A 26587-nucleotide genomic window follows, 5' to 3' on the forward strand; every position below is an offset into this window, starting at 1 on the left:
AGGGAGAGACTTGCCGTCCGTTACGGATTTTGAAATGGGCGATATTCTGGCGGGCAGATATCGTTTAGACCGATTGATCGGTAAGGGCGGGATGAGCCGGGTGTATCTGGCCTCTGATTTAAAGCTGCCGGGGAAGCGGTGGGCCGTAAAGGAATGCTTCGGCACGGAGGGAATTGGGGTCCGTCCGGAAGAGGAAGCCGAGCTTCTGATCGGATTGAGCCATCCGCGGCTTCCGCAAATTGTGGATTTTTTTCAGCTGCGGGATTCCGGTTACTCGTATCTGGTCATGGATTACGTGGAGGGCGTTCATCTGGACCGGTTTGTCCTGAACCGGAAAGAAGCACCTCCCGCTCAGGAATTGGCGCGATTCGGCCTGCAAATTTGCGAAGGGTTGGAGTACCTGCATAGCCGCCGGCCGCCGATCGTGCATCGGGATTTAAAACCATCCAATCTGCTGGTGGACGGCAAAGGGGAAATTCGCTTCGTCGATTTTGGCATCGCGCGCAAGTATAAGCCGGAGCGGCCGGAGGATACGATTCAACTGGGAACCGTAGGCTTTGCGGCTCCTGAACAGTATGGAGGTAGGCAAAGTGACGGGCGGGCGGATTTGTACTCGCTTGGGGCCGTGCTGTTGTATTTGGGAACAGGCTGCCGATACAGTTCCTGGTCGGAAGCAGCCGACCGGGAGTTCCGAAGCAGAGGCTACGGCGAGTTGAGGGAGGCGGTCTTCAAGCTGCTCCGGGAAGATCCGGAGGAACGATTCGCCTCAGCCGAAGAAGCCGGAAGGGCCTTGTTGCCGATATGTCAACCGAGGCTTCGCATGACGGCGGGAGCTCCGTTGCGGGGGCGGCGTCCTCATGTTATCGCCGTAATGGCTTCCGTTCCGGGTTCGGGGGCTACCTATGTCTCCATCGCGTTAGCCCATATATTATCACGCAGTTCGCGAAACGTGGCGATTGTGGAAACGGATGAGAAGTCCAGCGCCATGGGGGCTATCGCCCGATGGGCCGGGGAAGAGGCATGCGATCAGCATCCCGGGAGTACTGCCGGGTTTCGGCTTCACGGAGTGGACTACGTTCATATCTCGAGCAAAATGGAGCTGCTGGAGATCTTCACCGATCGCTACGAGTTTGTCGTATGCGATCTTGGATCCAGCAGGCGCAAGGAGATGATGGAAGAGTTCTCGCGGGCGGATTTGTCCATCCTGGTTACGCCGGGAGCGGCGTGGAGGCTCGATGATCTGGCCGCTTTCATGGAGCATCCCTTGGCCGCCAAGGGAAACATGGTTTGCTGCGTTCCGATGGCCTCTTCGGACGTCATTCGATGGTATCGAAAACAATGGGGAGGTATCAGGATCATTGGGCTTCCTGCGGACGGCTGCCCATTCTGCCCCGGCCCTCTGCTGGAACAAGCGCTAATGGAAGTGTGCGGGGGAATTCTGCCCGCCCCGGGTCAGGATAGGGGAAGAGGGATTCGCTGGTATCGAAAAAAACGGAAGGGACGTGATTGATTGCTTCTTTGGAGAAGAAAGACAAGGCAACTGATGCTGGCCGCCGTGATCGGCGCGGTGGTTACCGCCGCTGTTTTTACCGTCTGGATGAGTATGCGGACCCATCGGTACGCCGTGCAATCGGCCGAAACACGCCGGGCTTTGGAAGCCGAGATCGCGCGGTTGAAGGAAGCTTCGGAACAAAAGTATATTCGCGGGTGGGCGCCTTCCCGGCCGCTTCCAGCCGGACATCTGATCCGCGGGGAGGATGTGGCCCCTGTCGAGTTTCCGGCTCAAACCGCCCCGGCGGACTTGCTGATCTCCAAGGACAAGGTTGTCGGCAAAACCGTCAAACTCAGGCTTTCCGCCAATACGCTGCTGACCGAAGCGCTGTTAAATGAGGAGGAACCGACTTCCGCGGATTTACGTTACCGGGAAATGGGCTTTATTCAGCTTCCCGGGACGCTGGGCAATCAGGATACCGTAGATGTACGGATCCAATTCCCTACGGGTCAGGACTACATTTTGCTGGCGAAAAAAAGGGTGATCTCGCTTGCGGACGGCGTAGTTACAATGACGCTGAACGAAGCCGAGATTTTGTCCCTATCGAGCGCAATCGTCGATGCTTACCTGCATAAGGCATCGATCTACGCCTTGTTGTATGTGGAACCCGGACTGCAGGCCAAGGCCGTGCCGACGTACCCGGCGAACGATGCCGTACTTCAGCTAATCCGGAAAGATCCCAACATCGTTCATCAAGCGGAACAAGCGCTGAACCGGTCCGCCCGAGCCGGCCTGGAAGCCGATTTGGCCGGAATGTCGGCACAGTCGGCGGCGGAATTTGCGGGTCTCCAGGCGTCCGGTCCCGGGGCGGGAGCGAAGCCAGCCGGAGACGATCAGCAATTTGAGATGCGGCCATTGGAATAAGGGGGGAGCGGGCTGTGAAACGTATAATTTTTACCGGAAAAAGCGATAAAAGGGACCTGCTGCTCTTTATTTGCAAAGCGCTCGGCGAAGCGGGGAAGCGGGCGCTGTTGGTAGATTTGACCGACGGCGGGAAATACCGCTACATCCTGGGAGGCGGCGATTCGGTGCTGAGCGTGACCGAGTTTTGCGGTTTTGACATTTGTGACGGCATGTTGGGGGAACCCGCCGGCAGCGAGTACGATTTCTGCTTGTACGACATGGAAACGATGCATTTCGGGACTAGAGAGCTTTGGAGTATGGCGAATGAAGCCCTTTGGGTCACTTCCTTCGACCGATACGAAGTCGAGCGCACGGTGGAATGGTTTAAACAACTGTTTGTACGCTGGCCCGAATTGCAAATGCTCGAGCTTTGGCCGGTTTTTATTCGTACGGTCGACAGTTCTTTAAAACCGGAATACATATTAAGCGGCATGGAGGGGTTGCCGGTTCGTTGGTCCAGGGATGTGCTTGAAATCCCGTGGTGTGAGAGCAATTTGGCGGTTCAACTGGAGAATGAGTATCGTCATATTTTGCGGATGGCGAGATTATCGAGATCCTATAAAAAGGCGTTGCGGACCTTGCTCGAGGAATTGGCGGGATGGACCGGTAAGGACGCGAGGAAGACGCTTCGGCAAGCGGAAAGGAGGAGGGCATGAGCCGGATTATATTTGAGGATACCGGTTGGGGAGGTTCACCGCAGCTAGTGGCGGCAAGTGCGCTATATATGGCGTTAAACTATCCGATGCGCATGTTGCTTTTAAATCAAGACCCCCGCGGTACAGGGCTGGAAGCCGGTTTTTCCGTTCATGGAAACCATTATGCTTCGCTTCCGCTGCTTGCGGAGAACGGGATGGACGCGATCCGAAGGCTTGCCGTGAATGAGAGGCTGACGAAACACAACTTTCCGGATTATACGACGCCTGTCGTCATCGGGAGACTGGATCTTTTGACCGGACCTTCTCATCTGGAAGGGGAGGCGCTTTTAGACTTGGAAGAAAAGGAGAGGATTTACGCGATCGCGGGTCAGGTCTACGATATTTGCTTTTCCCGCACCCGCTTTTCCGAACAGACCGCCATCCCATCCGGGGATTGGTATAGGAAAGAGCCCGTGCCTTTAAGGGTGGCGGTTTTACGCCAGGATAGATCGGAGCTGGAAGCTTTCTTTCGGGATCAGACATTGGATCGGAAAACCGGTCGCACTACCGGGGCTGAACTGATCGCCGTCTATCCCTATGATTCCGGGTCGCAGTGGACGGTGCGCAATATTTGCCGGAGGTTTGCCTGCAAGCTTCCCGCTTTCGGTATATCCTACAGCACCCAATTTTCGGATGCCTGGAATAACCGGGAATTATTGAAATTTTTCAGGCTTAACTGCCCGGTGCGCCAGGATAAGAAAATAAGGGATGAAATGCTGCGCGGGCTCATTCCGTTTTGCCAAGCCATTTATACGCTGGCCGGACGCGCAGCACCTTTGTCCGGCGAAAAGGGGGCATAAACTGTGAACAGCGCAGCCGTAAACGTCTTAGGTTGCTTAGCACTGGTCCTGACTTGCTTGTCGGCTTTATGGTTTAGAGTCAGAATTTCCAAAGAAGATCCCGGGGAGCGTTCGATTGCGCAAGACCGCTACTCGATGGACGAACTGATCGCTTTTATCAAGCATCAGATTCACGAGCTGAGCCGTAACCCCTCCAACGATTGGGGAATGAACGAAGAAGCGTGGAAACGTAAAGTCAAATCCCGGGCTGAGCTGCGTCAGGCGCTAAAAGGATGCGTGCACGGCGATCCGCAGGATAAACGCTATGTGAAAATGTTTATACGCGATTTGCTGCAAAAGGGCTACGGGATTAATGAAAGCAACATCGGACGCATCATTCCTTTCGATCAGCGGGAAAAGCTGACGGCCCAGGACCGGTTTGATATCGTGCTCTATTTGTACGAGAAGAAACACGGACCCGACGGACTCTCGACCATGATTGACGAGTACGGGCTCGACCGGGCGAAAGCATTCTCCGAGGAAGGGGAGGGCGAAGCGTTTGAGATTACGGCCGAAGATATCGACCGGATTTTTTACCGGGAATTCAGGCTGCTTTCGTTCCCGGAAAAGCTTGATTTGGTCGTGCAGCGGGTCTATCAAATGTACAAAGGCTTTTCCGTCATCGATGCCGTTCGCGAACAGCGTATCGACGGGGTCAGCGGGGGAGTCAGCGGCATCCCCGGGAACGGCGCCTTATGGGGAGACTCGGTTCCCGAGCGGGGTGGTGAATGGCCGGGAGTTTCGCTCGATGAAGATGGGAAAAAGGTGACGCGCGCCTGGGATAGCGTATGGATTTTTTACAAGGGGAAAAGTTTGCGCTTGTCCTTTCTAACCTTTGGAAGCGAGGCCGAACTGAAGCGGGTATGCCAAAACATCTACAAGTTTAATTTGCCCGGCCAACTGTCCGAGGCGAACGGCTATAAGGTCAACGAAATGAAGGACGGGTCGAGGGTCGTTGTAGTACGTCCTCCATTTGCCGAAACCTGGGCGTTCTTTGTCCGCAAATTCGATGTGAAGAGCGCCTCCCTTGAAAATCTGATCGAAGGGAATAACGCCGAACTGCCCGCCGAGCTGCTGAAATTTCTTATGAAGGGCAACCGGATTACAGCGATAACGGGTTCCCAGGGGTCCGGCAAAACGACGCTCCTCATGGCGCTTGTCAAGCATATCGATCCCTCCTATACGCTGCGGGTTCAAGAGATGTCGTTCGAGCTTCATCTGCGACGGATGTATACCGCAAGAAATATTTTAACTTTTAAAGAGACCGAGTACGTCACCGGTCAAGCGGGGCTGGACGTACAGAAGAAAACCGACGGAACCGTCAATATTCTGGGAGAAGTGGCGACTGACGAGGTCGCGGCCTGGATGATCCAGATGGGGCAGGTGGCCAGCCTGTTTACTATTTTTACGCACCACGCCAAAACGTTTCGCGATCTGGTCGATTCGCTGCGCAATTCCCTCCTTAAGACGAGGGTCTTCCGCGATGAGCGAATCGCGGAGGAGCAGGTGGCCAAGGTGCTCGATTTTGACGTTCACCTGTGCAAGGATCGCCAAGGAAACAGGTACATCGAGCGGATTTCGGAATGCTGCAAGCAAGATGAACGTCGCGGGCGAAGTAGGGAATATGCCGGAGACCACAGCCAGGGCGGGCTTTTAGGCCGCTCCAATGGATACAGGGAAAGGGTGATTGTGGAATACCGGAATGGCGGATATTTTCCGGTCGAACCCCTATCCATGAAGTGCCAAGAGGAAATGCTTCGGGAGATGTCCCCAAGGGAAGCGGCGCGCTTCGGTGCGTTTCTGGATAAGCATTGGGGGGAGCGGCTTGGAGCTTAAATCTTTGCTTGTCGTCATTTTCGGGTTGGCCCTCTGCCTATTCGCTTTGCTGTATGGAACGGGTCGTCTGCTCGACGTGAAGGAGCGTAAACGGGGATACGTATGGAATCGTGAGCCAATTGCGTCGTCAAGGCTGCGGAGTGTTTTTTTCGCGATACTGCTGAGATCCTATGCGATATCGGTAAAAACCCCGTTGCTTCGCCACGATGTGCTGAAAGTGCGCCAACGCCTGGCATTGCTTCATCGATATGATGAATTTTCGCTAAGAAGGGCGACCATGAAGTTCGTCATTCTGCTGGCCTTGCTGTATGGGGCTGCCGTCGGGCTGCTGTTCGTCTGGAAATCCGGAATCGTGTTCGCGATATGCTTGCTGCTTGCGATCGCCGTCATCCAGGGGAATCTACTGGATGCGTACGTGAATCGGATGGAACAAAAATTGCTGGAACAAATGCTGGACTGGTTTGCGGCGGTCAGACACGGCTTTCACAGGCACGGCATGGTCGGCGATGCGATTCTTGAGTCGGTAGACCAGGTTCCGGCGGAGATCGGCATGCATGCCGAAAGGTTATATGAGGCTTTGACCGACAGCAAGCCGGAAGAGGCGTTGGATAAGTTTAATGAAACTGCGCCGAACCGTTTTCTCAAAATGTTTGCGGGAATATCCAGGCTTGTCATGGAATTCGGGGACCGAAAAAGAGAACGCGGATCGCTATATTTGCGGGGGATTTCCGGTCTTGCCGGGGAGATTCAGTTGGAGTTGTTACGCCGCAAAAGACTGGAGTATTTGCTGCAAGGCTTAAACATCATCGCGCTGGCGCCTTTTTTCTTTACCAAGCCGATCGAACGGTGGGCCAGATTGAATTTTCCCCTGATGAACCACTTTTATCTGAGCAAGACCGGACTGTTCGTAAAAATCGGTCTATTTATAGTCATACTCATCTGCTATGTGTTGCTGCAAAAACTGAGAGGAGACCGGGTCATGCCTTCTTACCGGGTCTCGCAGGGCCGAAAGGTTCCATGGGAAGCTCGCTTGCTTCGTTGGGGCGTCGTCCGTAAGCTGAGGGGAATATTCACGCCGCCTTCGGCGACGGCGGCCTACTCCCGGCTTGAGCGGTTGTTGAAAGACGTCAATCACCATCTCGACGTGGGACAGTTCCAAGTCAGAAGGATGACCGTGTTTGCGGCTTGTATCATTTTGGCGATAGGAACGCTGATCTATATGCACGCGCAATCCCGGAACTGGATATTAAGCGAACCGCCGGCCGGTACCGTTTTTTTCGGAACAATGTCGGAAGAGGACAGCCGAACGGCCGCAAAGGCGGCTGAACAGGATCGGCGAATTATGATCAAGCTCGGTATGAAGTCGGGAATCGCTTCCGCGAAAATCGCGGAAGCCGTGGCAGCTGGGTGGTCGATCGGGGGCGGGAAATTGGACGAACAGCAGGCTGCCGGGATAACCCAGCGAATCCTCGACAAATTGGAACGCTGGAATCGGGAGTATGTGAAATGGTGGGAGCTAATTTTATCCCTTACCGCAGGCTGTGTCGGCTATTTTTCGCCCCTTTGGGTATTGAAGTTTCAGCGCGGGATGAGGCTGATGGATATGCGGCATGAAGTGTACCAGTTTCAAACGATGATCTCGATTTTACGTGAACTTGAACGCATCTCGGTGGAAGAAATTCTCGAGTGGCTTCATACCTATGCCGTGATATTCAAGGAGCCGTTGCAAAAATGTTTGCTTCATTACGGCCACGGAGGAGAGGACGCCTTGCGAGAAATGAAGGAACAAGCCGCGCTGAACGAGTTCCGGCAGCTTTGCGATAAGCTGCTTTTGGCCGCAGAGCGAATCACGATCCGCGACGCCTTCGACGAATTGGATGGTGAAATGTCCTACCAATTCGAACGGAGACGGCTCGATTATGAGAAATCGTTGGATCTCAAAGCGGGTTGGGGCCGATTGCTCGGCTTTTGCCCGATGTATTGCCTTATTTTTGCCTATTTGGTGATACCGCTAATATGGATGAGCTTTGAGCAGATGGATATTTACTTTAAGCAGATTCAACATATTTAACAATGGGAGGCTTAAGCTTATGAATAATGCATCGTCCGCGCTGAAGGTGGCGGCAGGAATATTTTTGACTATCGCACTCATTACGATCGTGGTTATTTTGTTCGTTTCGGCTCAGGAGGCAACGAAAACGGCCCAGAACAATTTTTCCGATATCCAGACCGAGCTTTCGCAAGCTTCTTTTACGGTTTACGACGACACGACGGTGAGCGGATCGCAAGTGACGAACGCGCTGCGTAAATTCAAGGACCGGGGGGAGTTTGGGATACAAATTAAAACAGGGAAAAACTCGGGAGGGCAATGGTACGGGGACATCCTCCGCATCAGCGGACCGCTTACCAACGAAGAGTACGGCTCGGTAAGCGGCCGAAGTCTGGCCGACATCGGGAACACATGGAATGAAAAACTCAATGAATACGTCAACCCCAGCGGGAAATTCAAGGCCAAGGTTATTAAGGATAATTCGAATGTTGTCCGCGGAATCATTTTCACACAGACGACGGTAGCCCCGTAAGCCTATGCTGAATGCCGTGAAAAGTATGGTTTGGCTGGGGGTGGCCGCATCCGTATGCTTTACCGCACTCCTCCTTACGCTGGAACGTAGCCGGGATTTTGATTTGGCCCTACAGAGGATACTCCCTTACGTTCAGGGGCAGAAAGCAAGTGTCGCTTCAACACTTGGCAGGGAAGCCGAAGGGCTGGATCTGGCAGTGAAGTATAAAGGGAGCCACATTTTATACGGGTTAAGAGAGTGGGCCGGCGAAGGCTTGGAAATCACCATTGATTCCAAGCAGATCCCATATGATGGAGAGCCGGTATACGAGCCGGGGGGGAGTGGGGATCGCGATTTGCGTTCGGCTTTATCATTACTCGACCTGCAAGGCGATTACAGGGCGGACTGTTATTACGATGCAGGGGAACATCTGTATAAGCTTGCTTTTAATAAAATTTAGGGAGGCTCGCGGATGAGTAACCCGCTGTCCAAAATTGCGGCTGCCCTGCTGTCCCTTCTCCTCGTATTTATGTATCCGGCTATGGAATTTGCGCAGCGGGAGGCGGATTTCGATATGCTTGCGGCGTATAATTCGCTTGTTCAGTTTACGGACGCGGTAAGGAATAAGGGATATTTCTCTCCGGAGATGTATCGCGAATTCAATCGGAACCTGGAGGTAGGCGGCAAAGTGTACGACATAGAAATCGAGCACCGGAGAAAAAAATACCACCCGGAATACGGCGATCCGGCCGATCCCGCAACCTTTCAAGATCGCTACTCCGTAGTCTACGATTCTTATTATACCGACCGGATTCTAGAAGTTCTCTATCCGGCAAACCCGGACGGGACCGCTGAGGAGGAGCGGCTGTACAAACTCGCGGCGGGAGACTTCGTTCAAGTGAGCATAAAGCCGAAAACCCGTTCAACTTATGAAACGTTGGCCGAACTCGTCTACGGCTCGGGGAGCGCAAGTTTGGAAGGGAAGCGGATTTCCTATGGGGGAATGGTACTGAATGAAGATTACTGATTGGGCCGTCATTTTTGTTCTGCTCGCTTGTCCGGCGTTATATATGCTGCAGTGGGATGCGGTGCAGCTCAGGGAAGCGAATCGTTTGCAGCTCAAATATACGGCTGCCTTAAGGACGGCCGCCCAAGATGCAGGAAGCAGGCTGGGTCAAAACGAGCTTCAGCGTTATGAGGCCGGTTACGGGTCTTCCAAATTTATGCGCGCCGATAAGGAGGCGGCTTTATCGGCCATGCTGGATACATTGCTGCTGAATTTGGGCGAGCATGAGGACGCTCTTTCGCGCGATCTTCTGATGACCTATATTCCGGCGGTTATCGTGATCGATTATGACGGTTACCATATATACGCAGTACAAGAGAAAGAGGGCGAGGACGGGAGCGTTTTGGCCCGGCATCATTGGCTGCCCAAGAAATCCTACGTCCATCGCGACGCGGAAGGAAATATGATCTATTTTACTTTGGATGATCAGATTACGGTCATCGACTCGGCTTCCGGGGAAGTGCACCGCGGTTTAAGGGAGGAGCTGGGCAGCGCATTGTCCGTCAAACTTTTGCAGCAAAAAGAAGCCTTTGAGGATGTCCGCAGGTCGGCCATCGTGTCCAGTATCCAAGAAGACCTGTCCCGGGTTATCGACAATCATAATGCGTTTGTGAGGAAGCTTGGCTTCAATTATATATTTACGCTGCCGACCATCTCGATGGAGGCGTGGAACAACTCGATCGATGACGTGGGGATCCTTGTCTTCCTGCAGGGCCTTCCTGTCGGCGGCAAGCATTACAATAATTACGCGCTCGGCGGAGGGAGGGTTCTTAGGCAAAGGCCGGTTTATGGATGGAGCGATCCTAATACCGGAATTCGGTACGCAGGCCACAGGCACTGTTTCGGCGGACCCGGGACGGAAAGGGCGGAAATATTCGCAAGTCCAAAGGATGCCGCGGCAAAAGGTTATTTTGAAGCCCGATGTCCTTTGCAGGGACCCTGACTTCAGCTCATAGCACTTTTATGGTCTTTTATTTTGAGAGGTTACGGAGCTCTTCTCCATATGTTAAAATAGGTTCTTGAATGTCACTTTTGAAAAGAATCAAAAACCTATTTTCATATAGAAGGAGCTTGTGCGTTAATTATGAGTTTATTGACCGTAGAGAATCTGTCCCACAATTTTGGGGACCGGACCCTTTTTAAAAATGTTTCCTTCCGGCTGCTTGCCGGGGAACATGTTGGACTGGTAGGAGCGAACGGGGTGGGGAAATCCACGCTGATGAATATTTTGACCGGACAACTTCTGAAGGACGAGGGGAAAGTGGAATGGACCCCGAAGGTCCGTTACGGATACCTGGATCAGCATTCCAAGCTGACGCCGGGGAAAACGGTGCGGGATGTGCTAAAGGACGCATTTCTTCCGCTGCTCGAGCTTGAGAAAGAGATGCTGGAAATCACCAATAAAATGGCGGACGCTACACCGGAAGAGCTGGAGGAATTGCTGAATCAGATGGGAGAAATCCAGGAGCAGCTGGAGATCGGGGATTTTTATCTCATCGATGTCAAGGTTGAAGAGATGGCCAACGGCCTCGGTCTTTCCGCCATCGGGCTCGATCGTGACGTTGCGGCATTGAGCGGGGGGCAGCGAACCAAAGTGCTGCTTGCGAAGCTTTTGCTCGAGAAACCGAACGTTCTGTTGTTGGACGAGCCGACGAACTACCTGGACGTGGAGCATATCCATTGGCTGACGAGTTATTTGCAAAACTATCCGTACGCGTTCATTTTGATTTCCCACGACACGGAGTTTATGAATCAGGTGGTCAATGTCGTTTATCATCTCGAATTCGCGAAACTCACCCGATACAGTGCGAACTATGACAAATTCCTGGAGATGGCCGACATCAACAAAAGCCAGCATATCGATGCTTATGAGAAGCAACAGGAGTTCATCAAAAAGCAGGAGGACTTCATCCAGCGGAACAAGGCGCGTTATTCGACGTCCGGCCGGGCCAAGAGCCGGGAGAAACAACTGGACCGGTTGGAGCGGATCGATAAGCCGGAGGAAGCGGCCAAACCGATTTTCGGTTTTAAAGAAGCGCGGGCCAGCGGCAAGACGGTATTCGAGGGGATCGACTTTGAGATCGGCTATACGCACGCTTTGCTGCCCAAAATGTCCATGACGATCGAACGTGGGGAAAAGATCGCTATCGTCGGATGCAATGGGGTAGGTAAATCGACCCTGCTGAAAACGATTCTGGGCAAAATCCCTCCGGTAAGCGGAAAAACGTATCAGGGCGATTTCCTTTATCCGGCATATTTTGAGCAAGAGGTTCGTCCCGGGAACGGGACGCCGATCGACGACGTATGGAACGAATTCCCCCATTTGAATCAGCATGAGGTCCGGGCTCATCTGGCGCGCTGCGGGCTAAAGAACGAACACATTACCCGTCAGTTAAAAGCGTTGAGCGGCGGAGAGCAGGCTAAGGTCCGCCTCTGCAAGCTGATGATGCGGGAGACGAACTGGATTTTGTTCGACGAACCTACCAATCACCTGGATGTTGTCGCCAAAGAAGAATTGAAACGGGCCTTAAAGGAGTTCAAAGGCACGGTTCTGCTCGTATCCCATGAACCTGACTTCTATGAGGATTGGGTTACCAAAATCTGGGACGTCGAGGCCTGGTCTACCCGGAAGTAACCCGGGGAAGTGTGCGGTATCGGCACAAGCTGCGCCCGATTTCTTAGCGGAAGGATCTGAAGTAAGATGAATGGAACACGGCATGATCGTTATTCCCGCCAAAAGCTGTTCCCGCCGATCGGAGCCGCGGGTCAAAATCGATTATCGGAGTCCTCGGTTCTGATTATCGGAGCGGGAGCGCTGGGGACCGCGATCGCCGAAACGCTGGCTCGCGCCGGCGTCGGGCGTCTGATCTTGGCGGACCGGGACTATGTGGAATGGAGCAATCTGCAGCGTCAGCAGCTTTATAATGAGGCGGACGCCGCCGAAAGGCTCCCCAAGGCGGTTGCCGCCGAGCGGCATTTGCGGGCGCTTAACAGCGAGATTATTCTGGAAAGCCATGTCATGGATGTGACGTACGAAGAAATGGACGAACTTTCTCGCGGCGTTAATCTGATCATGGATGCCACGGACAATTTCGACACCCGGCTGGTGATTAACGACATTTCGCAAAAGCGCGGAATTCCTTGGATCTATGGCGGGTGCGTCGGCAGCTACGGCATGACTTTGACGATTTTGCCGGGGGAGACCCCTTGCTTAAATTGCCTGCTTGGCGTAGTCCCTCTAGGTGGCGATACTTGCGATACGGCTGGCGTTATTCCGCCTGTCGTTCAGATGGTCGTCGCTCATCAGACGACGGAAGCGCTGAAACTGTTGACGGGAAATAAGGATGCTCTGCGCCGGACGCTGCTGACCTTCGACCTGTGGCGCAATGAGCTGACGGAAATCAAAGTGGGGGCGGCCAGAAGAGCGGATTGTTTGTCGTGCGGGGAACAGAGAACGTTCCCTTATCTATCCGCTGCCCATTCCCGCAAAACCGAGGTGCTGTGCGGCAGGGATACGGTTCAAATCCGGCCTGCGGCCAAAGGCAAACTATCGCTTCCGGAGGTGGCCGCCAAGCTGAAGAAGCTGCCGGATGGGAAGGTAGAGACCAATCCCTTCTTGCTTTCCTTCTCGATGGATCACCTCCGTCTGGTGTTGTTTGAGGACGGGAGAGCCCTCGTACACGGGACAAAGGATATATCCGAAGCGAAAGCCATCTACGACCGGTATTTAGGCTAAGGTGGGCTGTCCATCGCCTTGCCGTCAAAAACGAATCATTTCGCGGTTTACGCGGAATGATTCGTTTTTGTTTTGACCATGTTAGTAATACGAGGATTGTACCAAGTTTAGGGCGAGGCGGGAGGATATGAAGGACAGCGTGCTTTTGATGCACAATAACGATGCCGCCGGCATAGAGATGCAGCAAAAATTGGAGGAGGCGGGATATCGGGTTCGCCGCAGTGATCATGTTGAAGATACCGCCGCCGAATTGACTAGGGACATGCCAGGAATCTTGCTGGTTCATGTCGAAAAAGACGGTCGTGAGTTATATGCGCAAATGGAGCTGGCGGGACATTTCAGCTTTCCCGTCTTGATGATGCTGGAGGAATGGAGCTCCGAGGAATTAATAGCGGCTTTAGAGGCGGGGGTGACCGAAGTTGTTGAGGCCGCCATCCCGTTTGTTGAACTCGTGGCGCGGATCCGCAGTCTGATCCGGCTTTATGGCCGATTTGCCGAAGGCTACGTCGCGGAATTGAATTATGAAGACCTCAAAATGGAGATGAAAGGGAGAAAGGTTTACCGTGGCGACGAGCTAATAAAACTGACCCCGAAGGAATTCGACCTGCTCAGATATTTGGTCAAACGAGCGGAGCAGGTCTGTCAGCGCGAGCAGATTTTGCAGGAGGTTTGGGGGTATGATTTTGCAACGGGGACCAACGTTGTCGATGTGTACATCCGTCACCTCCGTAAAAAAATCGATAAAGGAAGACCGCGCAAACTGATCCATACGGTGCGGGGAACAGGGTATATGATTCACTAAAAAATAATGCTCTGGAAAAAACAAATTACCCGATAGAGAGGCTATCGGGTATCGGTAACATATTATTATGATCTAATATTAATGAGGTTTCCGGACGTAATTCGCAAGCGACTGTGACTAGAGGACGCGGCGGGCTTTCAAGTACGTTCTCTTCCAATTCCCGGAGTTCAGATTGGAAATCGTAACACCCGGTTTACCGTAAGTGTGCAAAATCTTCCCGTTACCCATATAAACGGCTACGTGGGTCACGTTATGTCCGTTAGCGCGGCTGCCGCTGGAGAAGAACACCAGATCGCCGGCTTTCAAATTCGATTTGGAGACGGCACGTCCCACTTTCGATTGAGCCACGGATGTGCGAGGCAGGTTGATGCCATACTTGCTGAAAATACGCTTCGTAAAAGAAGAGCAATCAAATACTCGAGTTGTCGAAGTCGATGCGCCGAATTGATAAGGTCTGCCCATAAATGTTTTTCCGTAATTTACGATTTGGGATCCCTTGGATACCGCTACGCTTTCCGCAGCTTGGGCCGGTGCGGCTCCAGCTCCGCTCGCAAGCAGAGTGCTGAATCCGATAGTTGAGACAATCCCTACCGTCAATACTTTTTGGAATAGGTTGTGCAATTTCATGTTGTAGTACCTCCAAATGTTTTTGTCGACCGGTTCGAAATGAAGTATAACAGGTTTTTAACTGCCTAATTTTTGGCAACACGCCTATAAGTACAGGGCCTGCGCTGGTTTGAGGCCCTTTATTAAAAAACGATTAAAGTTTACAAAAAAGTAAGAAATAAAGAAGTGGAAATGTAAAGAAGCATGAAAAAAGCCTTGATTTCTCAAGGTTTTTTTCATGCTTCTTTAGTTACAATCTGAGGTCATAAAGGTTACATTTTTGTATTAATTTGAACACGCAAAGTTCCTTAATCCTTGCTTTGAATAATGAGAAGCAGCCCGCTCTCGATTCGAACTGTTCCCTTGTCTCCCTTTAAACGATTGCTGACTCCCAGCGACTGGCCCATTTTGAGCGTGGCGTTGTCCAGCGGATATATGAACCCTTCCAAATGAATCCCGGTCACCTCTGTAGTGAGGGGGAGCAGGGATACATATTTAAATCCGCGCTCCTCGACGATGCAGCTCGTTCCGGTTAGGGTAACATAATTGTGGGCATCCCAGATGGCGCTGGTAATCTGGTGCTGCATGCCTCGAAGCATCATTTGAATATTGGACAAAGTATGATCCAGCCGCGTGCCGACAACGCCGGTCATAACGACTTCGGAAGCGTGTCTTTCAATAGCAAGGTCGAAGGCGAGCTCCGTATCGGTCAGATCTTTGTTCACCGCATCGCAAGCGATCATTTCCCGGCTGTTTGCTTGGATGAGCTTTAATTCTTCGGGGGTGACGGAGTCGAAATCTCCGACCGCCAGGTCGGGACGGATTCCGTGCTGGACGAGGAATAAAGCCCCCCGATCCGCGCCGATGATCATGTCGTCTTTCCGGATTTCCTTAATGATATCAGGGTCGATCGTTCCGCCTGCAAAAATAAGCACTCGTTTCGCTACCATAAAGAAAACTCCCTTTCTGTTGTAGGCCCGCTTATTACCAGTATAGTTCAGTTTTTTCACTTGCACAATTGAACCGCGCAAGCATACAATGGACTGGTCAAATGTTACTGAACGTGATAGAGAGGAGTCAGAGCGTAAGCATGCATTTATTTGACATTTTCAGTATTATCGGCACCATCGCGTTTGCCATGTCGGGCGCGTTCGTGGCGATGGAAGAGGAGTATGACATTCTTGGCGTGCTTGTACTCGGCCTTGTAACGGCTTTTGGCGGGGGAATTGTCCGTAATGTGTTGATCGGCGTTCCCGTCACTACGCTATGGGCTCAAGGGGATTTAATCATGCTTGCGGTTTTATCGGTCCTTGTCGCTTTCGTTCTGCCTCTAAAATGGATTCATCATTGGAAAAAGACAGAAGCGCTTTTTGACGCCATCGGCTTGTCCGCCTTTGCCATTCAGGGGGGGCTGTATGCCAGCGGTATGAATCATCCGATCAGCGCCATTCTGGTGGCTGCCGTTCTGACGGGGATCGGCGGCGGAATCATCCGGGATTTGCTTGCCGGACGCAAGCCGCTCGTTCTAAGAGATGAAATATACGCCGTTTGGGCGATGTTGGCCGGGCTCGCCGTAGGGTTGAAGTTTTTTACGTCAACCGTCGGTCTGCTGCTGCTGTTCGGCCTGGTTGTCTTCTTCCGGATGCTTTCCGTTCATTATAGATGGAAACTGCCGAGCCGTTCTCTGCGTACGGGAAACATCGGGACGAAATCGGAACAGGGTTAGCCCGGGCAATAAAGCTTCTTTCTATAATGTAAAGAAAAAAAGGATATCGCCCCAATGTGGCGGTATCCTTTTTGTTTGGGGCTTTAGCCAGTTGAGCTCGCGAAGCGTGCGAAACAAAGAACCATCTGATGGGGGTGTGATCATAGGAGTGTTCAAGCTACGATGTATAACGAAAGGAAAGGGTGCTTAATGGCTAATCGAAGGGATATGTCACATCCAAAGAGGCGCCAAGTTGTGCTTCCAAGCCTCCAACTCCAAAAAGATGCAAATCTGCAAGTATTTTAGGCCGATTCCCGAGGCGATGCAAAAAAGGATGCAAATCTGCAGGAATTTCTAACGATTTTAGAGAAATGAGCCGGTTTCGTCGAAAATTCTTGCAGATTTGCAGGTATTTAGAAATTTTGAGTCCAAACAGGAAAAAAGCATGCAGATATGCAGGAATTCAATGTTATCAAGGTTTGTCTGACGGAGTACGAGTAATAATCGCACCCCTTCAGGGGAAGGCAATAGCGGCAACGGAATAGAACAAGTGGGAATGGTATTTCTGACGAGCTTGCTCACCACGCGTTCCTAATTCAGGGGTGAAATTGCAGTCCGGCGAGGGATGAAGACAGCTCACTCCTGAAGATGGGGAACTGGCGAAGGAAAGCCGTGTGCGGGAAATCCGCATGCACGGTTTGACGGGGAGTCTGGGGGAGTAAACCCCCGTCTTACCCTACTGAGGAAGGCTTGCGTCGATCTTATTGCAAGAAATGCGTCAGCGCCTCGGGCAGTTCCTGCTGCCAAAATCCCCAAAGGTGTTTGCCGTCCTTTTCATAATAAACCACTTTTGCGCCCCGTTCTTCAAGCAGTTGTCTGGCCCGGCGATTTAACTCCACGAAATTGTAGGTCCCCGTGTCGGTGGTGTATTGTTGCTCTTGAAGACCGACGACCATAAAGAGGGAGAGGTGGGACAAATCGGATTCCGCTTCAATCATCGCGAGCGTTTGGTCGTAATAGGCTCCGGAAAGGCTGATGATTTTGGAAAACAGTTTGGGATTTTTCATAGCCAGATGAAGAGAGAACGATCCGCCCAACGAATCTCCGGCCAATACCCGATCCTCCGGCTCTCGCCGCACGGGATAATTGCGTTCTACAAAGGGTATAATCTCTTCTGTAATACAGCGGCAATAGGCTTCGAACCGATGGCCGAAAGGCGCGTATTCTTCCGTACGGACGGTAGTATCGACTTCAATGCCTACAATAATAAAAGGCTCGAGTCCGTCATCCAGAATCAGCTTGTTCGCATGGGTGGCAATTCGCCCGAAGTTGAAAAACTCCTCGCCGTCCTGACAGTAGACGACAGGGTAACTAAGAATTTCGTTATAGCCCGGCGGGAGGTAAATGCGTAATTTTCGCTTCTCCCCCAAGCTGTCGCAGTCGATTTCCTCCCTGACAATAGTCCGCTTTAAATAGCGTGAATCCGTCATAATTCGGCTCGCTCCTTATCGTCTTGATATTTTGCTTTTGACCTCTCATTACGTTAAGATAGCCCTGGGAGAGGTAAACGCATTCACTACCAGGACCCGATTGTGTTACATAATTGTGTTACTGCTGTTATACAAACAAAGATAAAAAATTAAGTCATTTATGCGCAATTCCTTTGACTTAACGACTGAAACAGATGTATAATAATTCTATAACAGCGGAACATGATAATCAAATATTTTGTCGAGGTGAAGAAAATGAGCAAGATTCCTTATGAAGTATATACCGAGGAAGTCGAGGCTTTAACCGTCCTTTCGCCGGATGGTGAGATTGTTAACAAAGATAAAGTCCCGAACTTGACAGATGATCAATTGAAAGAATTAATGTACCGTATGGTATTCACCCGCACATGGGATGAGCGCGCCATCAACCTGGGCCGCCAAGGCCGCCTCGGCTTTTATGCGCCGGTATCCGGTCAAGAAGCTACGATGGTCGGCAGTGAATTCGCTCTGGACAAGAACGACTTCGTTTGCCCGGGCTACCGCGATATGCCGCAGCTCGTATGGCATGGTCTTCCGCTTTATCAAGCTTTCCTGTATTCCCGCGGCCATCAGCACGGCGGACAAATTCCGGAAGGCGTCAACGTACTTATGCCACAAATCATTATCGGCGCTCAAGTGCTTCATGCGATGGGGATCGCTATGGGCTACAAATTGAAGAAGCAAAAACAAGTCGCCATTACTTACACGGGAGACGGCGGTTCGTCCGAAGGCGATTTCTACGAAGCGCTTAACTACGCTGGGGTTTACAAACTTCCGGTCATTTTCTTTGTGCAAAATAACGGCTATGCCATTACGACTCCGTTCTCGAAACAAACCGCTGCTTTGTCCATTGCTCATAAGGCGGTTGCCGCCGGGATTCGCGGCGTGAAGATCGACGGGATGGACGTGTTCGCCGTCATCAGCGCGGTTCAAGAAGCCGCCGAGCGTGCCCGTAACGGCGAAGGCGCTACTTTGATCGAAGCCGTGACTTACCGTTTCCGTCCGCATTCCCTCTCTGACGATACGAGCAAATACCGTACGAAAGAAGAAGAAGGACAATGGAGCGAGAAGGACCCGATCGCCCGTCTTGCCAAGTACTTGGAGAAGAAAGGCCTTTGGACCGAAGAAGATACGGCTCGCGTGAAAGAAGAAGCGAAAGCGAAAGTGAACGAGCAAATCAAGAAGGCGGAACAAACCGAGAAGATGACGATTCCTGGTCTGATCGACAGCATGTTCGAGCAAACGCCTAAGCATCTGGAAGAGCAAAAAGCCGATTTTCAATAAGCCTTGAAGAAGTTCTAATGAGGAGGATAAGAAGCAATGGCACAAATGAATATGAAAGAAGCAATCCGCGATGCGATGCGCGTAGAGTTGAATCGGGATCCGAACGTCCTGCTTTTCGGGGAAGACGTAGGTAATGTCGGCGGGGTATTCCGCGTAACGGAAGGACTGCAAAAGGAATTTGGCGAAGAGCGCGTATTCGACACGCCGCTGGCCGAATCCGCGATCGGCGGTCTGGCCGTCGGTTTGGGAATCCAAGGATTCCGTCCTGTTGCGGAAATCCAGTTTGTCGGCTTTATTTTTGAAGCGTTGGACCAAATTCTCGTACAGGCTGCCCGCATGCGTTACCGTTCCGGCGGCCGCTATCATGCGCCAGTCGTATTCCGTACGCCATACGGCGGCGGGGTTAAAGCCGCTGAATTGCACACCGACGCCCTGGAAGGTTTGATTGCGCAAACTCCGGGTATTAAACTGGTGATTCCTTCGAACCCATACGATGCGAAGGGCCTGATGATCTCCGCGATCCGCGACAATGACCCGGTATTCTTCATGGAGCATTTGAACTTGTACCATGCTTTCCGCGCGGAAGTGCCTGAAGGCGAATATACCGTAGAACTCGGCAAGGCGAACGTGGTTCGCGAAGGATCCGACGTCACGATTATCGCCTACGGCATGATGGTTCATACCGCGGTGAAAGCGGCGGAAGAACTGGAGAAGAGCAAAGGCATCAAAGCCGAAGTCATCGATCTGCGCACGCTTGTGCCGCTGGACATCGATACGATTCTTGCATCTATCAAGAAAACGAACCGCGCGATCGTCGTGCAGGAAGCTCAGAAATCCGCCGGCATGGCCGCTGAAATCATCGCTCAAATCAACGAAAAAGCGATCCTGCACTTGGAAGCCCCAGTGCTTCGCATTACGCCTCCGGATACCGTTTATCCGTTCGCGCAAATCGAAGATCAATGGCTTCCGACTCCGGCCCGCATCATCGAGGGCGTCAACAAAGTACTTGAATTTTAATTAAACGGCATACGAAAAATTGAAAAACAGGAGGTCTTCCAGGTGGCAAAATTTGAATATCGCTTCCCAGAGCTCGGCGAAGGTTTGCATGAAGGCGAAATTATTAAAATGCACATCAAAGCCGGCGACAAAGTAACAGATGAAGATATCGTCATGGAGGTACAAAACGACAAGGCGGTCGTTGAAGTCCCATGTCCGGTAAACGGTACGGTGCTTGAAGTGTTCGGTTCGGACGGCGCGATCTTCCGCGTTGGCCAAGTCGTGGCCGTCATCGACGCGGAAGGCGACATTCCGGAGCAGGAATCCGCTCCTGAGCAAGCCGGCGCGCAAGAAGCCGACGCGGCGAAAGGCGCAGCGGATACGCAAAACTCCCCGGCTTCGGCCAGCCCTGCGGCAGCCAAAGAAGGCGGCACCGACGGTCCTGCGGCTCCAGCTGCACCTAACCGCGAAGTGCTGGCAACGCCAAGCGTGCGTAAATACGCCCGTGAGCAAGGCATCGACATCACGCAAGTGAGCGGCTCCGGTAAAGCCGGCAAAATCACGCGCGAAGACGTCGACGCGTTCAAAAACGGCGGCGGCGCAGCAAGCCCTGCGGCATCCGGCGCTGCGCAAAGCGCGGACGCCCCTGCGGCACCGGCGGCTTCCGCGGCTGCAAGCGTGAGCGCGGAAGAAGAACGCGTTCCGTTCAAAGGAATCCGCAAAGCGATTTCGAACGCCATGGTTAAATCGGCTTACACCGCTCCGCACGTAACGATTATGGACGAAGTGGACGTGACCGAGCTGGTAGCGTTCCGTACCCGCATGAAACCGATCGCCGAGAAGAAAGGCATCAAAGTCACTTACCTGCCGTTCATCGTAAAAGCGCTCGTAGCGGCTTCCCGTCAATTCCCTGCGCTTAACGCATCGATCGACGAGGAGAACAACGAGATCGTCTACAAGAAACATTACGATATCGGGATCGCTACCGATACCGACAACGGTCTGATCGTGCCTGTTATCAAAGATGCCGATCGTAAGAGCATCTGGATGATCGCCGACGCGATCCGCGATCTGGCGGCCCGCGGCCGGGAAGGTAAGCTGTCCGCAAGCGAAATGAAGGGCAGCACCATCTCCATCACGAACATCGGCTCCGCAGGCGGCATGTTCTTTACGCCGATCATCAACTATCCTGAAGTGGCGATCTTGGGTACAGGCCGCATCAGCGAGAAGCCGGTCGTGAAGAACGGCGAAATCGTCGTGGCTCCGGTTATGGCTCTGTCGCTCAGCTTCGACCACCGTCTGATCGACGGCGCAACGGCTCAAAACTTCATGAACTATATCAAACAGCTGCTCGCCAACCCTGAGCTGCTCGTTATGGAGGTGTAACAATATGGTAGTAGGAGACGCTTCTCTGGATATTGATACATTAGTTGTAGGTGCCGGTCCCGGCGGATACGTGGCGGCCATTCGTGCCGCCCAGCTGGGCCAAAAAGTGGTGATCGTGGACAAATCGGAGCTTGGCGGCGTGTGCTTGAACCGCGGCTGTATTCCTTCGAAAGCCCTGATCTCCGCTGCGCACCAATACGAATCCGCGAAACATGCCGACGCGTTCGGCATCACCGCGGAAAATGTGAAAGTGGACTTCAAGAAAACGCAAGAATTCAAAAACGGCGTCGTTAAGAAAATGACCCAAGGCGTAACCGGTTTGCTGAAAGGCAACAAGATCGAAGTTTTCAGCGGTGAAGTCATGTTCATCAACGAAAACGAAGCTCGTGCTTTTAACGACCATGAATCGCCGCGTTACCGTTTCAAGCATTGCATCTTGGCTACAGGTTCCCGTCCGATCGAGCTGAAAGCCTTCCCGTTCGGCGGACGCATCCTGTCCTCGACCGAAGCGCTCGATCTGCAAGAAATTCCTAACAGCCTGATCGTAATCGGCGGCGGTTATATCGGCGCGGAACTCGGTCAAATGTTCTCGAAATTCGGCACGAAAGTGACGATTATCGAAGGAATGGACAGCGTACTCGCAGGCTTTGACAAGGATATGACCCGTCTCGTCACGAAGAGCATGGAGAAAACGGGCATCGAAATCATCACCAACGCCAAGGCCGAAAGCGCTGAGCAAACGGACAAGGACGTAACGGTTAAATACTCCGTAAACGGCGAAACCAAAGAAGTTACGGCGGACTACCTGCTCGTAACGGTTGGCCGTCGTCCTAACACGGACGGCGACCTCGGCTTGGAACTGGCCGGTGTGAAGCTGACGGACCGCGGTCTGGTGGAAGTTGACCATCAAGGGCGCACCAGCAATCCGAACATCTTTGCGATCGGCGACATCGTTGCCGGACCTGCGCTGGCGCACAAGGCTTCTTATGAAGGTAAAGTGGCCGCCGAAGTGATTTCCGGTCTTCCATCCGTCGTGGACTACAAAGCGATTCCTGCGGTCGTATTTACCGATCCGGAATGCTCAAGCGTAGGCTACACGGAAAAAGAAGCCAAGGAAAAAGGCTTCAACGTCAAAGCGGGCAAGTTCCCGTTCGCGGGCAACGGCCGTGCGACTTCGCTGAATCAGCCTGACGGCTTCATCAAGATTGTGGCCAATGCCGACAACAATGTGGTTCTCGGCGCACAAATCGTCGGGATCGAAGCTTCCAACCTGATTGCGGAGCTTGGCCTTGCGATCGAAATGGGCGCCACTTTGGAAGACATTTCGCTCACGATCCACGCTCACCCTACGCTGGGTGAAATCGTGATGGAAACGGCTGAACTCGTTGAAGGTCATCCGATTCATGTTATCTCCCGTTAATTTTTGAGCTATTACTCTCGCGTCCTCCGGTTATCCGGCGGATGCGGATCTCCTAAGCATATGGATAGGGCAGGACCGGCAAGTTGGGTCTTGCCCTCTTTTTTTGGCGTTCAGGCCGAACTTTTCCGGTTTTGGCTACGTTTAGTTATTAATAGAACCGTCATAGGGGAGGAAGAGATGAAGAACAGGAGAGCGATGGGGTGGAAGCTTGCGGTCTGCGTCCTGATGTTCGCCGCGGGCACGGTGCTATCCGGGCCGGCGAAGGCCGAAATCAAGAACAAGCTCAATTCCGAAACTACGCCGCAGACCCAAAAGGCAATATCCAAGAAACAGGTGACTCAATGGATCAAACAACAGGGGGCCAGGAAAGCAAACTACTATTTCGAGGGTTTGACTTTTATTGAAGTGCAGCTGGACGAAGACAAGGAGCTTGAGGTGATCGCGGGTATTGACGGAGGCGTCCATCTGGGCCATTTCTTCGTGTTTGACCGGACGAAAGCGGGGACTTACAAGCTGATTGCCGAAAAGGACTGGAAGGTGGAGGCGCTGCATCCGGGGCTCGCGGTTGAAACGGATTCCAGAGTGTTATATGAAACGGTCGAACGTACGGGCGGAACGGGCATCGATGTGAAATACGCCCACCTGTGGTATGTGAAGAACGGAAAATGGGTGGAGGCGTGGAAAGGTGTCCTTAAAGAACGCAACGCGATGATCACCGGTGCACATTCGCTTGTCGCCGGCAGTTATCAGGTGATTGACGATACTCTTTTCAGTTGGCAGACTTTGACGCGGCTTGAAGACGATGACGAGACGGTGAAGGGCGAGCGCGAAACGACGCTCCAGGTGTTTCAATTCGACGGAACCCGTTTTGTGGAGGAAAAATAAAGGAGCTGTTTTTTTGATTAGCAAAAAGAACGCGGAGCATTATATGTGGGGAGACCGCTGCGATGGTTGGCGGCTGGTACATGAACAGGACCGAAGCATCATCCATGAAAAAATGCCTCCGGGAACATGTGAAACCCGGCATTTTCATAAACAGGCGAAACAATTTTTCTTTGTGCTGACGGGGACAATGACCCTCGAGGCCGGAGGAATCGAAACGGTACTGCGGGCCCATGAGGGATTGAATGTCCCGCCGAATCTGCCCCATCAAGTGTTCAATAAATCCGGCGAAGACTTGGAGTTTTTGGTGATTTCTCAGCCCAGCACGACAGATGACCGGTATCCGGCACCGGGCGGAACAGAAGAGGAACGAGGAACTTAAGGACCTTTAAGGTCTGATACATAACGCGCAGGCAAGTGCAAGGATTGCCAAAACAGCCAAAAAAGGATGTCGGCATGTTCCCTCGTCAAGGGGGTTAAGCCTCACGGGGCCCTGCTTACTGCGTTTCGGAAAGCCATCGGGCACGGACAGGGTCGGCGCAAGGATCATCTTGGATGAATTCTGGCGTCGGCTTTTTTTGAACTTTGGTATTGGGCAGGTATATAATAGAGGACGGCTTGCCGCACTCGTCAGGCGGAGAGAATCGGGCGGTAGTTTGCCGATGGCGGAATTTCCGGGAAGAAGAATATGCATGCGGCGACAGCAATAATATGTAGGGTACATGCCCGCCTTTGGCAAAAAAAATCGAGCCGCATGTCGGGAATACGCATTCGGTGGTAGCCTGGCTGACGAATCTTATGATAGGATGGATGTTGCGGTTCAGCCGGCGGCAGCGCAGATCGATTTAACCGCGAGAATATTTAATAACGGAATGTGTTCTGGAAAAAGGAGATCTCGAAGTTATGGAAACTATTTTTTCAATCCTGAAATCGATTATTTTGGGGATCGTGGAGGGGATCACCGAATTTTTGCCGGTATCTTCCACGGGCCATCTGGTCATCTTTGAAAATTTGCTGGGCTTCAATGGGACGACCCCCTCATATGTGGAGATGTATACGTACGTTATTCAACTGGGAGCGATTTTGGCCGTCATCGTCCTGTATTGGGGCAAAATCAAGGATACGCTGGTCAACTTCTTCCCGCAGAAGGTCGGTTTTGAAAAGTCGGGATTCCGCTTTTGGCTGATGCTGGCGATCGCCTGTATCCCGGGAGGCGTGTTCGGCGTTCTGCTGAACGACTGGGCGGATGAGCATCTGTTTACGCCGGTTGTCGTGGCGTTCACGCTGTTTTTCGGCGGACTGTGGATGCTTTACGCGGAGAAAAAATTCCGCAACAACGGACTGGGCGGCGGAGGCGACGAGTTGAACGTCACGGTCAAACAAGCGCTGATCATCGGCGCTTTCCAATGCCTCGCCATTATTCCGGGCATGTCGCGCTCCGCTTCGACGATCATCGGCGGCTGGGTAGCGGGCTTGACCACGGTGGCGGCGGCGGAGTTCTCGTTCTTCCTGGCGATCCCGGTCATGGTGGGGATGAGCTTCCTGAAAATCGTGAAGATCGGCGGATTTTCGTCGATGACTTCGACCGAACTGATTTCGCTCGGCGTCGGCTTTGTCGTTTCGTTCCTCGTCGCGCTCGCCGTCATCAGCAAGTTTATTTCGTACCTGCAAAAGAAACCGATGAAGGTATTCGTATACTACCGGATGATTTTTGCGATTATCGTCCTGATCGCCGGGATTGCCGGCTTGTTCCACTAAACAAAGTCATGAGGCCCAGTCCGAAGAAACAGATTCGGCACTGGGCTTTTTTTGTTAATTCTTATAGTATAGAAGAAGTTAAAGCAAGAATACGGCTGGAGGAAGGTGCTTTGATGAGCGCAAAACTAATGATCGTCCAGGCTTCGCTTGGCGACCTGCAAGATGTGGCGGAGCTGTTTAATCAATACCGGGTGTTTTACGGGCAAGCGTCCGATCCGGCGGGAGCCGAAGCTTTTCTGTTTCAATTGATGGAGCACCGGGAGTCCGTTATTTTGCTGGCAAGGGTAGAGAACGGTCGCCAACCGGTTGGCTTTGTCCAGTTGTATCCGACGTATTCGTCGATTTCCATGCAGCGCTCATGGGTACTGAACGATTTATTCGTTCCGGAGAAATGGCGCAAGCAAGGCATCGGCCGAAAGCTTCTGGATGCCGCGGCCGACATGGCGCGTCTGACCAAAGCGAAAGGGCTTGCCCTGGAAACCGCCCCGGACAACCTTTCCGCGCAAAAGCTCTATGAAAGCCTGGGATATGTCCGTGACACGGAATTTTTCCATTATTATTTGACTCTATAAGGCAAGGGGAGGCATAGCATGAAAAGAATCGATATTGTCTACGCCTTGATCGCCAGTCCCGACAACCAAAAGGTGTTAATGGTACAAAACCTCGATAACCGGGACACATGGACTTTGCCCGGAGGGACGGTGGAGCCCGGGGAAACCCTGGAAACGGCGCTTATCCGCGAGGTGAGAGAAGAGGCCGGCATCGAGATTGCCGTTCGCGGGGTGGCCGCGGTGAACGAAGTGATTTTTCCTGAAAAACAAGAGCATTATCTGCTGCTTACGTTCCGCGCCGACCGTCTTGGCGGGACGGAGAAAACGAATGTCCCTGCGGAGATATCCGCGGTCTCCTGGATCAACGTGGACCTGGCGGATTCCCTGATGCCGTATTACGAGGCAGGCATCAGCGGACTGGTAAGCAGCGGGGACGAGGTTCCTTACTGCGATGAAGGTCAAGAGAAAGAGACCTAGACG

Annotated in this window: 26 protein-coding genes; 23 read left to right on the forward strand and 3 right to left on the reverse strand. The window is 52.5% G+C overall.

What is annotated here, in order from left to right:
• Positions 1-10 precede the first annotated feature (10 nt).
• The 13 genes from FRY98_RS13200 (at position 11) to FRY98_RS13260 (ending at position 13990) form a co-directional block, all read left to right on the forward strand.
• The gene (locus FRY98_RS13200) at positions 11-1510 is read left to right on the forward strand and encodes a serine/threonine protein kinase (RefSeq protein ID WP_249043400.1); all 1500 of its coding nucleotides are present in this window, start codon (positions 11-13) and stop codon (positions 1508-1510) included.
• A complete protein-coding gene (locus FRY98_RS13205) occupies positions 1511-2416 on the forward strand; it encodes an SAF domain-containing protein (protein WP_148452427.1) in 906 nt (301 codons plus the stop codon). It abuts the gene before it with no gap.
• Positions 2417-2430: 14 nt separating this feature from the next.
• Complete coding sequence (locus FRY98_RS13210) at positions 2431-3111, forward strand: hypothetical protein (protein ID WP_148452429.1); 681 nt, start codon at positions 2431-2433, stop codon at positions 3109-3111.
• The gene (locus tag FRY98_RS13215; RefSeq protein ID WP_148452431.1) at positions 3108-3950 is read left to right on the forward strand and encodes a hypothetical protein; all 843 of its coding nucleotides are present in this window, start codon (positions 3108-3110) and stop codon (positions 3948-3950) included. The genes FRY98_RS13210 and FRY98_RS13215 overlap by 4 nt, the downstream gene beginning before the upstream one ends.
• Positions 3951-3953: 3 nt before the next feature.
• Positions 3954-5825, forward strand: a complete 1872-nt coding sequence (locus FRY98_RS13220) for an ATPase, T2SS/T4P/T4SS family (RefSeq protein ID WP_249043401.1) — start codon at positions 3954-3956, stop codon at positions 5823-5825.
• A complete protein-coding gene (locus tag FRY98_RS13225; RefSeq protein ID WP_148452433.1) occupies positions 5815-7896 on the forward strand; it encodes a hypothetical protein in 2082 nt (693 codons plus the stop codon). Before FRY98_RS13220 ends, FRY98_RS13225 begins: the two co-directional genes overlap by 11 nt.
• A gap of 19 nt (positions 7897-7915) precedes the next feature.
• A complete protein-coding gene (locus FRY98_RS13230; protein WP_148452435.1) occupies positions 7916-8407 on the forward strand; it encodes an ABC transporter permease in 492 nt (163 codons plus the stop codon).
• 4 nt (positions 8408-8411) lie between these two features.
• Positions 8412-8846, forward strand: a complete 435-nt coding sequence (locus tag FRY98_RS13235) for a hypothetical protein (RefSeq protein WP_148452436.1) — start codon at positions 8412-8414, stop codon at positions 8844-8846.
• Between the two features lie 12 nt (positions 8847-8858).
• Entirely contained in the window at positions 8859-9413 is a 555-nt protein-coding gene (locus tag FRY98_RS13240) for a hypothetical protein (protein ID WP_148452438.1), read from the forward strand.
• The gene (locus FRY98_RS13245) at positions 9400-10395 is read left to right on the forward strand and encodes a hypothetical protein (protein ID WP_148452440.1); all 996 of its coding nucleotides are present in this window, start codon (positions 9400-9402) and stop codon (positions 10393-10395) included. Before FRY98_RS13240 ends, FRY98_RS13245 begins: the two co-directional genes overlap by 14 nt.
• A 141-nt stretch (positions 10396-10536) precedes the next feature.
• Positions 10537-12087, forward strand: a complete 1551-nt coding sequence (locus tag FRY98_RS13250) for an ABC-F family ATP-binding cassette domain-containing protein (protein ID WP_148452442.1) — start codon at positions 10537-10539, stop codon at positions 12085-12087.
• A 66-nt stretch (positions 12088-12153) separates the two neighbouring features.
• Entirely contained in the window at positions 12154-13188 is a 1035-nt protein-coding gene (locus FRY98_RS13255; RefSeq protein WP_148452443.1) for a MoeB/ThiF family adenylyltransferase, read from the forward strand.
• A gap of 127 nt (positions 13189-13315) precedes the next feature.
• Entirely contained in the window at positions 13316-13990 is a 675-nt protein-coding gene (locus FRY98_RS13260) for a winged helix-turn-helix domain-containing protein (protein ID WP_148452445.1), read from the forward strand.
• 117 nt (positions 13991-14107) lie between these two features.
• Here the strand turns inward: FRY98_RS13260 and FRY98_RS13265 are convergent, their stop codons facing one another.
• A complete protein-coding gene (locus FRY98_RS13265) occupies positions 14108-14617 on the reverse strand; it encodes a C40 family peptidase (RefSeq protein ID WP_148452447.1) in 510 nt (169 codons plus the stop codon).
• A gap of 287 nt (positions 14618-14904) precedes the next feature.
• Positions 14905-15546: a thiamine diphosphokinase gene (locus tag FRY98_RS13270; protein ID WP_148452449.1), complete on the reverse strand. Its 642-nt coding sequence runs from the start codon at positions 15544-15546 to the stop codon at positions 14905-14907.
• A 140-nt stretch (positions 15547-15686) separates the two neighbouring features.
• On the opposite strand from FRY98_RS13270, the gene FRY98_RS13275 reads away from it, so the two are divergent.
• Positions 15687-16322 carry a trimeric intracellular cation channel family protein gene (locus tag FRY98_RS13275; protein WP_148452451.1) on the forward strand — a complete coding sequence of 212 codons (636 nt, stop codon included), beginning with the start codon at positions 15687-15689 and terminating at the stop codon, positions 16320-16322.
• Positions 16323-17062: 740 nt separating this feature from the next.
• Here the strand turns inward: FRY98_RS13275 and FRY98_RS13280 are convergent.
• Positions 17063-17791: an alpha/beta hydrolase gene (locus FRY98_RS13280; protein ID WP_148452453.1), complete on the reverse strand. Its 729-nt coding sequence runs from the start codon at positions 17789-17791 to the stop codon at positions 17063-17065.
• Positions 17792-18046: 255 nt separating this feature from the next.
• Here FRY98_RS13280 and pdhA point away from each other — a divergent pair, with 255 nt between their 5' ends.
• The 9 genes from pdhA to FRY98_RS13325 all read left to right on the forward strand — a co-directional run bounded on the left by pdhA (position 18047) and on the right by FRY98_RS13325 (position 26584).
• On the forward strand, positions 18047-19114 hold the full coding sequence (gene pdhA, locus FRY98_RS13285; RefSeq protein WP_148452455.1) for a pyruvate dehydrogenase (acetyl-transferring) E1 component subunit alpha: 1068 nt from the start codon (positions 18047-18049) through the stop codon (positions 19112-19114).
• Positions 19115-19150: 36 nt separating this feature from the next.
• Complete coding sequence (locus tag FRY98_RS13290) at positions 19151-20131, forward strand: alpha-ketoacid dehydrogenase subunit beta (RefSeq protein WP_148452457.1); 981 nt, start codon at positions 19151-19153, stop codon at positions 20129-20131.
• A 42-nt stretch (positions 20132-20173) separates the two neighbouring features.
• Positions 20174-21496: a dihydrolipoamide acetyltransferase family protein gene (locus FRY98_RS13295; protein WP_148452459.1), complete on the forward strand. Its 1323-nt coding sequence runs from the start codon at positions 20174-20176 to the stop codon at positions 21494-21496.
• Positions 21497-21500: 4 nt separating this feature from the next.
• Positions 21501-22916 carry a dihydrolipoyl dehydrogenase gene (gene lpdA / locus FRY98_RS13300; RefSeq protein ID WP_148452461.1) on the forward strand — a complete coding sequence of 472 codons (1416 nt, stop codon included), beginning with the start codon at positions 21501-21503 and terminating at the stop codon, positions 22914-22916.
• A 177-nt stretch (positions 22917-23093) separates the two neighbouring features.
• Positions 23094-23801, forward strand: coding sequence for a hypothetical protein (locus FRY98_RS13305; RefSeq protein ID WP_148452463.1), 708 nt, complete (start codon positions 23094-23096; stop codon positions 23799-23801).
• Between the two features lie 43 nt (positions 23802-23844).
• The gene (locus FRY98_RS13310; RefSeq protein WP_148452748.1) at positions 23845-24180 is read left to right on the forward strand and encodes a cupin domain-containing protein; all 336 of its coding nucleotides are present in this window, start codon (positions 23845-23847) and stop codon (positions 24178-24180) included.
• A gap of 521 nt (positions 24181-24701) precedes the next feature.
• Positions 24702-25556 carry an undecaprenyl-diphosphate phosphatase gene (locus tag FRY98_RS13315; RefSeq protein WP_148452465.1) on the forward strand — a complete coding sequence of 285 codons (855 nt, stop codon included), beginning with the start codon at positions 24702-24704 and terminating at the stop codon, positions 25554-25556.
• A 113-nt stretch (positions 25557-25669) separates the two neighbouring features.
• Positions 25670-26128, forward strand: coding sequence for a GNAT family N-acetyltransferase (locus FRY98_RS13320; protein ID WP_148452467.1), 459 nt, complete (start codon positions 25670-25672; stop codon positions 26126-26128).
• An 18-nt stretch (positions 26129-26146) separates the two neighbouring features.
• Complete coding sequence (locus FRY98_RS13325; RefSeq protein ID WP_148452469.1) at positions 26147-26584, forward strand: NUDIX hydrolase; 438 nt, start codon at positions 26147-26149, stop codon at positions 26582-26584.
• Positions 26585-26587 lie beyond the last annotated feature (3 nt).

Source organism: Paenibacillus faecis (assembly GCF_008084145.1).
In the GTDB taxonomy this organism is placed as follows: domain Bacteria; phylum Bacillota; class Bacilli; order Paenibacillales; family Paenibacillaceae; genus Fontibacillus; species Fontibacillus faecis.

What these genes read in the sequence shown, in the direction of transcription:
- FRY98_RS13215 (WP_148452431.1), top strand. Translation starts at nt 3,108, where the DNA reads ATGAGCCGGATTATATTTGAGGATACCGGTTGGGGAGGTTCACCGCAG.
- FRY98_RS13230 (WP_148452435.1), top strand. Translation starts at nt 7,916, where the DNA reads ATGAATAATGCATCGTCCGCGCTGAAGGTGGCGGCAGGAATATTTTTG.
- FRY98_RS13235 (WP_148452436.1), top strand. Translation starts at nt 8,412, where the DNA reads ATGCTGAATGCCGTGAAAAGTATGGTTTGGCTGGGGGTGGCCGCATCC.
- FRY98_RS13240 (WP_148452438.1), top strand. Translation starts at nt 8,859, where the DNA reads ATGAGTAACCCGCTGTCCAAAATTGCGGCTGCCCTGCTGTCCCTTCTC.
- FRY98_RS13245 (WP_148452440.1), top strand. Translation starts at nt 9,400, where the DNA reads ATGAAGATTACTGATTGGGCCGTCATTTTTGTTCTGCTCGCTTGTCCG.
- FRY98_RS13250 (WP_148452442.1), top strand. Translation starts at nt 10,537, where the DNA reads ATGAGTTTATTGACCGTAGAGAATCTGTCCCACAATTTTGGGGACCGG.
- FRY98_RS13255 (WP_148452443.1), top strand. Translation starts at nt 12,154, where the DNA reads ATGAATGGAACACGGCATGATCGTTATTCCCGCCAAAAGCTGTTCCCG.
- FRY98_RS13260 (WP_148452445.1), top strand. Translation starts at nt 13,316, where the DNA reads ATGAAGGACAGCGTGCTTTTGATGCACAATAACGATGCCGCCGGCATA.
- FRY98_RS13265 (WP_148452447.1), bottom strand. Translation starts at nt 14,617, where the DNA reads ATGAAATTGCACAACCTATTCCAAAAAGTATTGACGGTAGGGATTGTC.
- FRY98_RS13270 (WP_148452449.1), bottom strand. Translation starts at nt 15,546, where the DNA reads ATGGTAGCGAAACGAGTGCTTATTTTTGCAGGCGGAACGATCGACCCT.
- FRY98_RS13275 (WP_148452451.1), top strand. Translation starts at nt 15,687, where the DNA reads ATGCATTTATTTGACATTTTCAGTATTATCGGCACCATCGCGTTTGCC.
- FRY98_RS13280 (WP_148452453.1), bottom strand. Translation starts at nt 17,791, where the DNA reads ATGACGGATTCACGCTATTTAAAGCGGACTATTGTCAGGGAGGAAATC.
- pdhA (WP_148452455.1), top strand. Translation starts at nt 18,047, where the DNA reads ATGAGCAAGATTCCTTATGAAGTATATACCGAGGAAGTCGAGGCTTTA.
- FRY98_RS13290 (WP_148452457.1), top strand. Translation starts at nt 19,151, where the DNA reads ATGGCACAAATGAATATGAAAGAAGCAATCCGCGATGCGATGCGCGTA.
- lpdA (WP_148452461.1), top strand. Translation starts at nt 21,501, where the DNA reads ATGGTAGTAGGAGACGCTTCTCTGGATATTGATACATTAGTTGTAGGT.
- FRY98_RS13305 (WP_148452463.1), top strand. Translation starts at nt 23,094, where the DNA reads ATGAAGAACAGGAGAGCGATGGGGTGGAAGCTTGCGGTCTGCGTCCTG.
- FRY98_RS13310 (WP_148452748.1), top strand. Translation starts at nt 23,845, where the DNA reads ATGTGGGGAGACCGCTGCGATGGTTGGCGGCTGGTACATGAACAGGAC.
- FRY98_RS13315 (WP_148452465.1), top strand. Translation starts at nt 24,702, where the DNA reads ATGGAAACTATTTTTTCAATCCTGAAATCGATTATTTTGGGGATCGTG.
- FRY98_RS13320 (WP_148452467.1), top strand. Translation starts at nt 25,670, where the DNA reads ATGAGCGCAAAACTAATGATCGTCCAGGCTTCGCTTGGCGACCTGCAA.
- FRY98_RS13325 (WP_148452469.1), top strand. Translation starts at nt 26,147, where the DNA reads ATGAAAAGAATCGATATTGTCTACGCCTTGATCGCCAGTCCCGACAAC.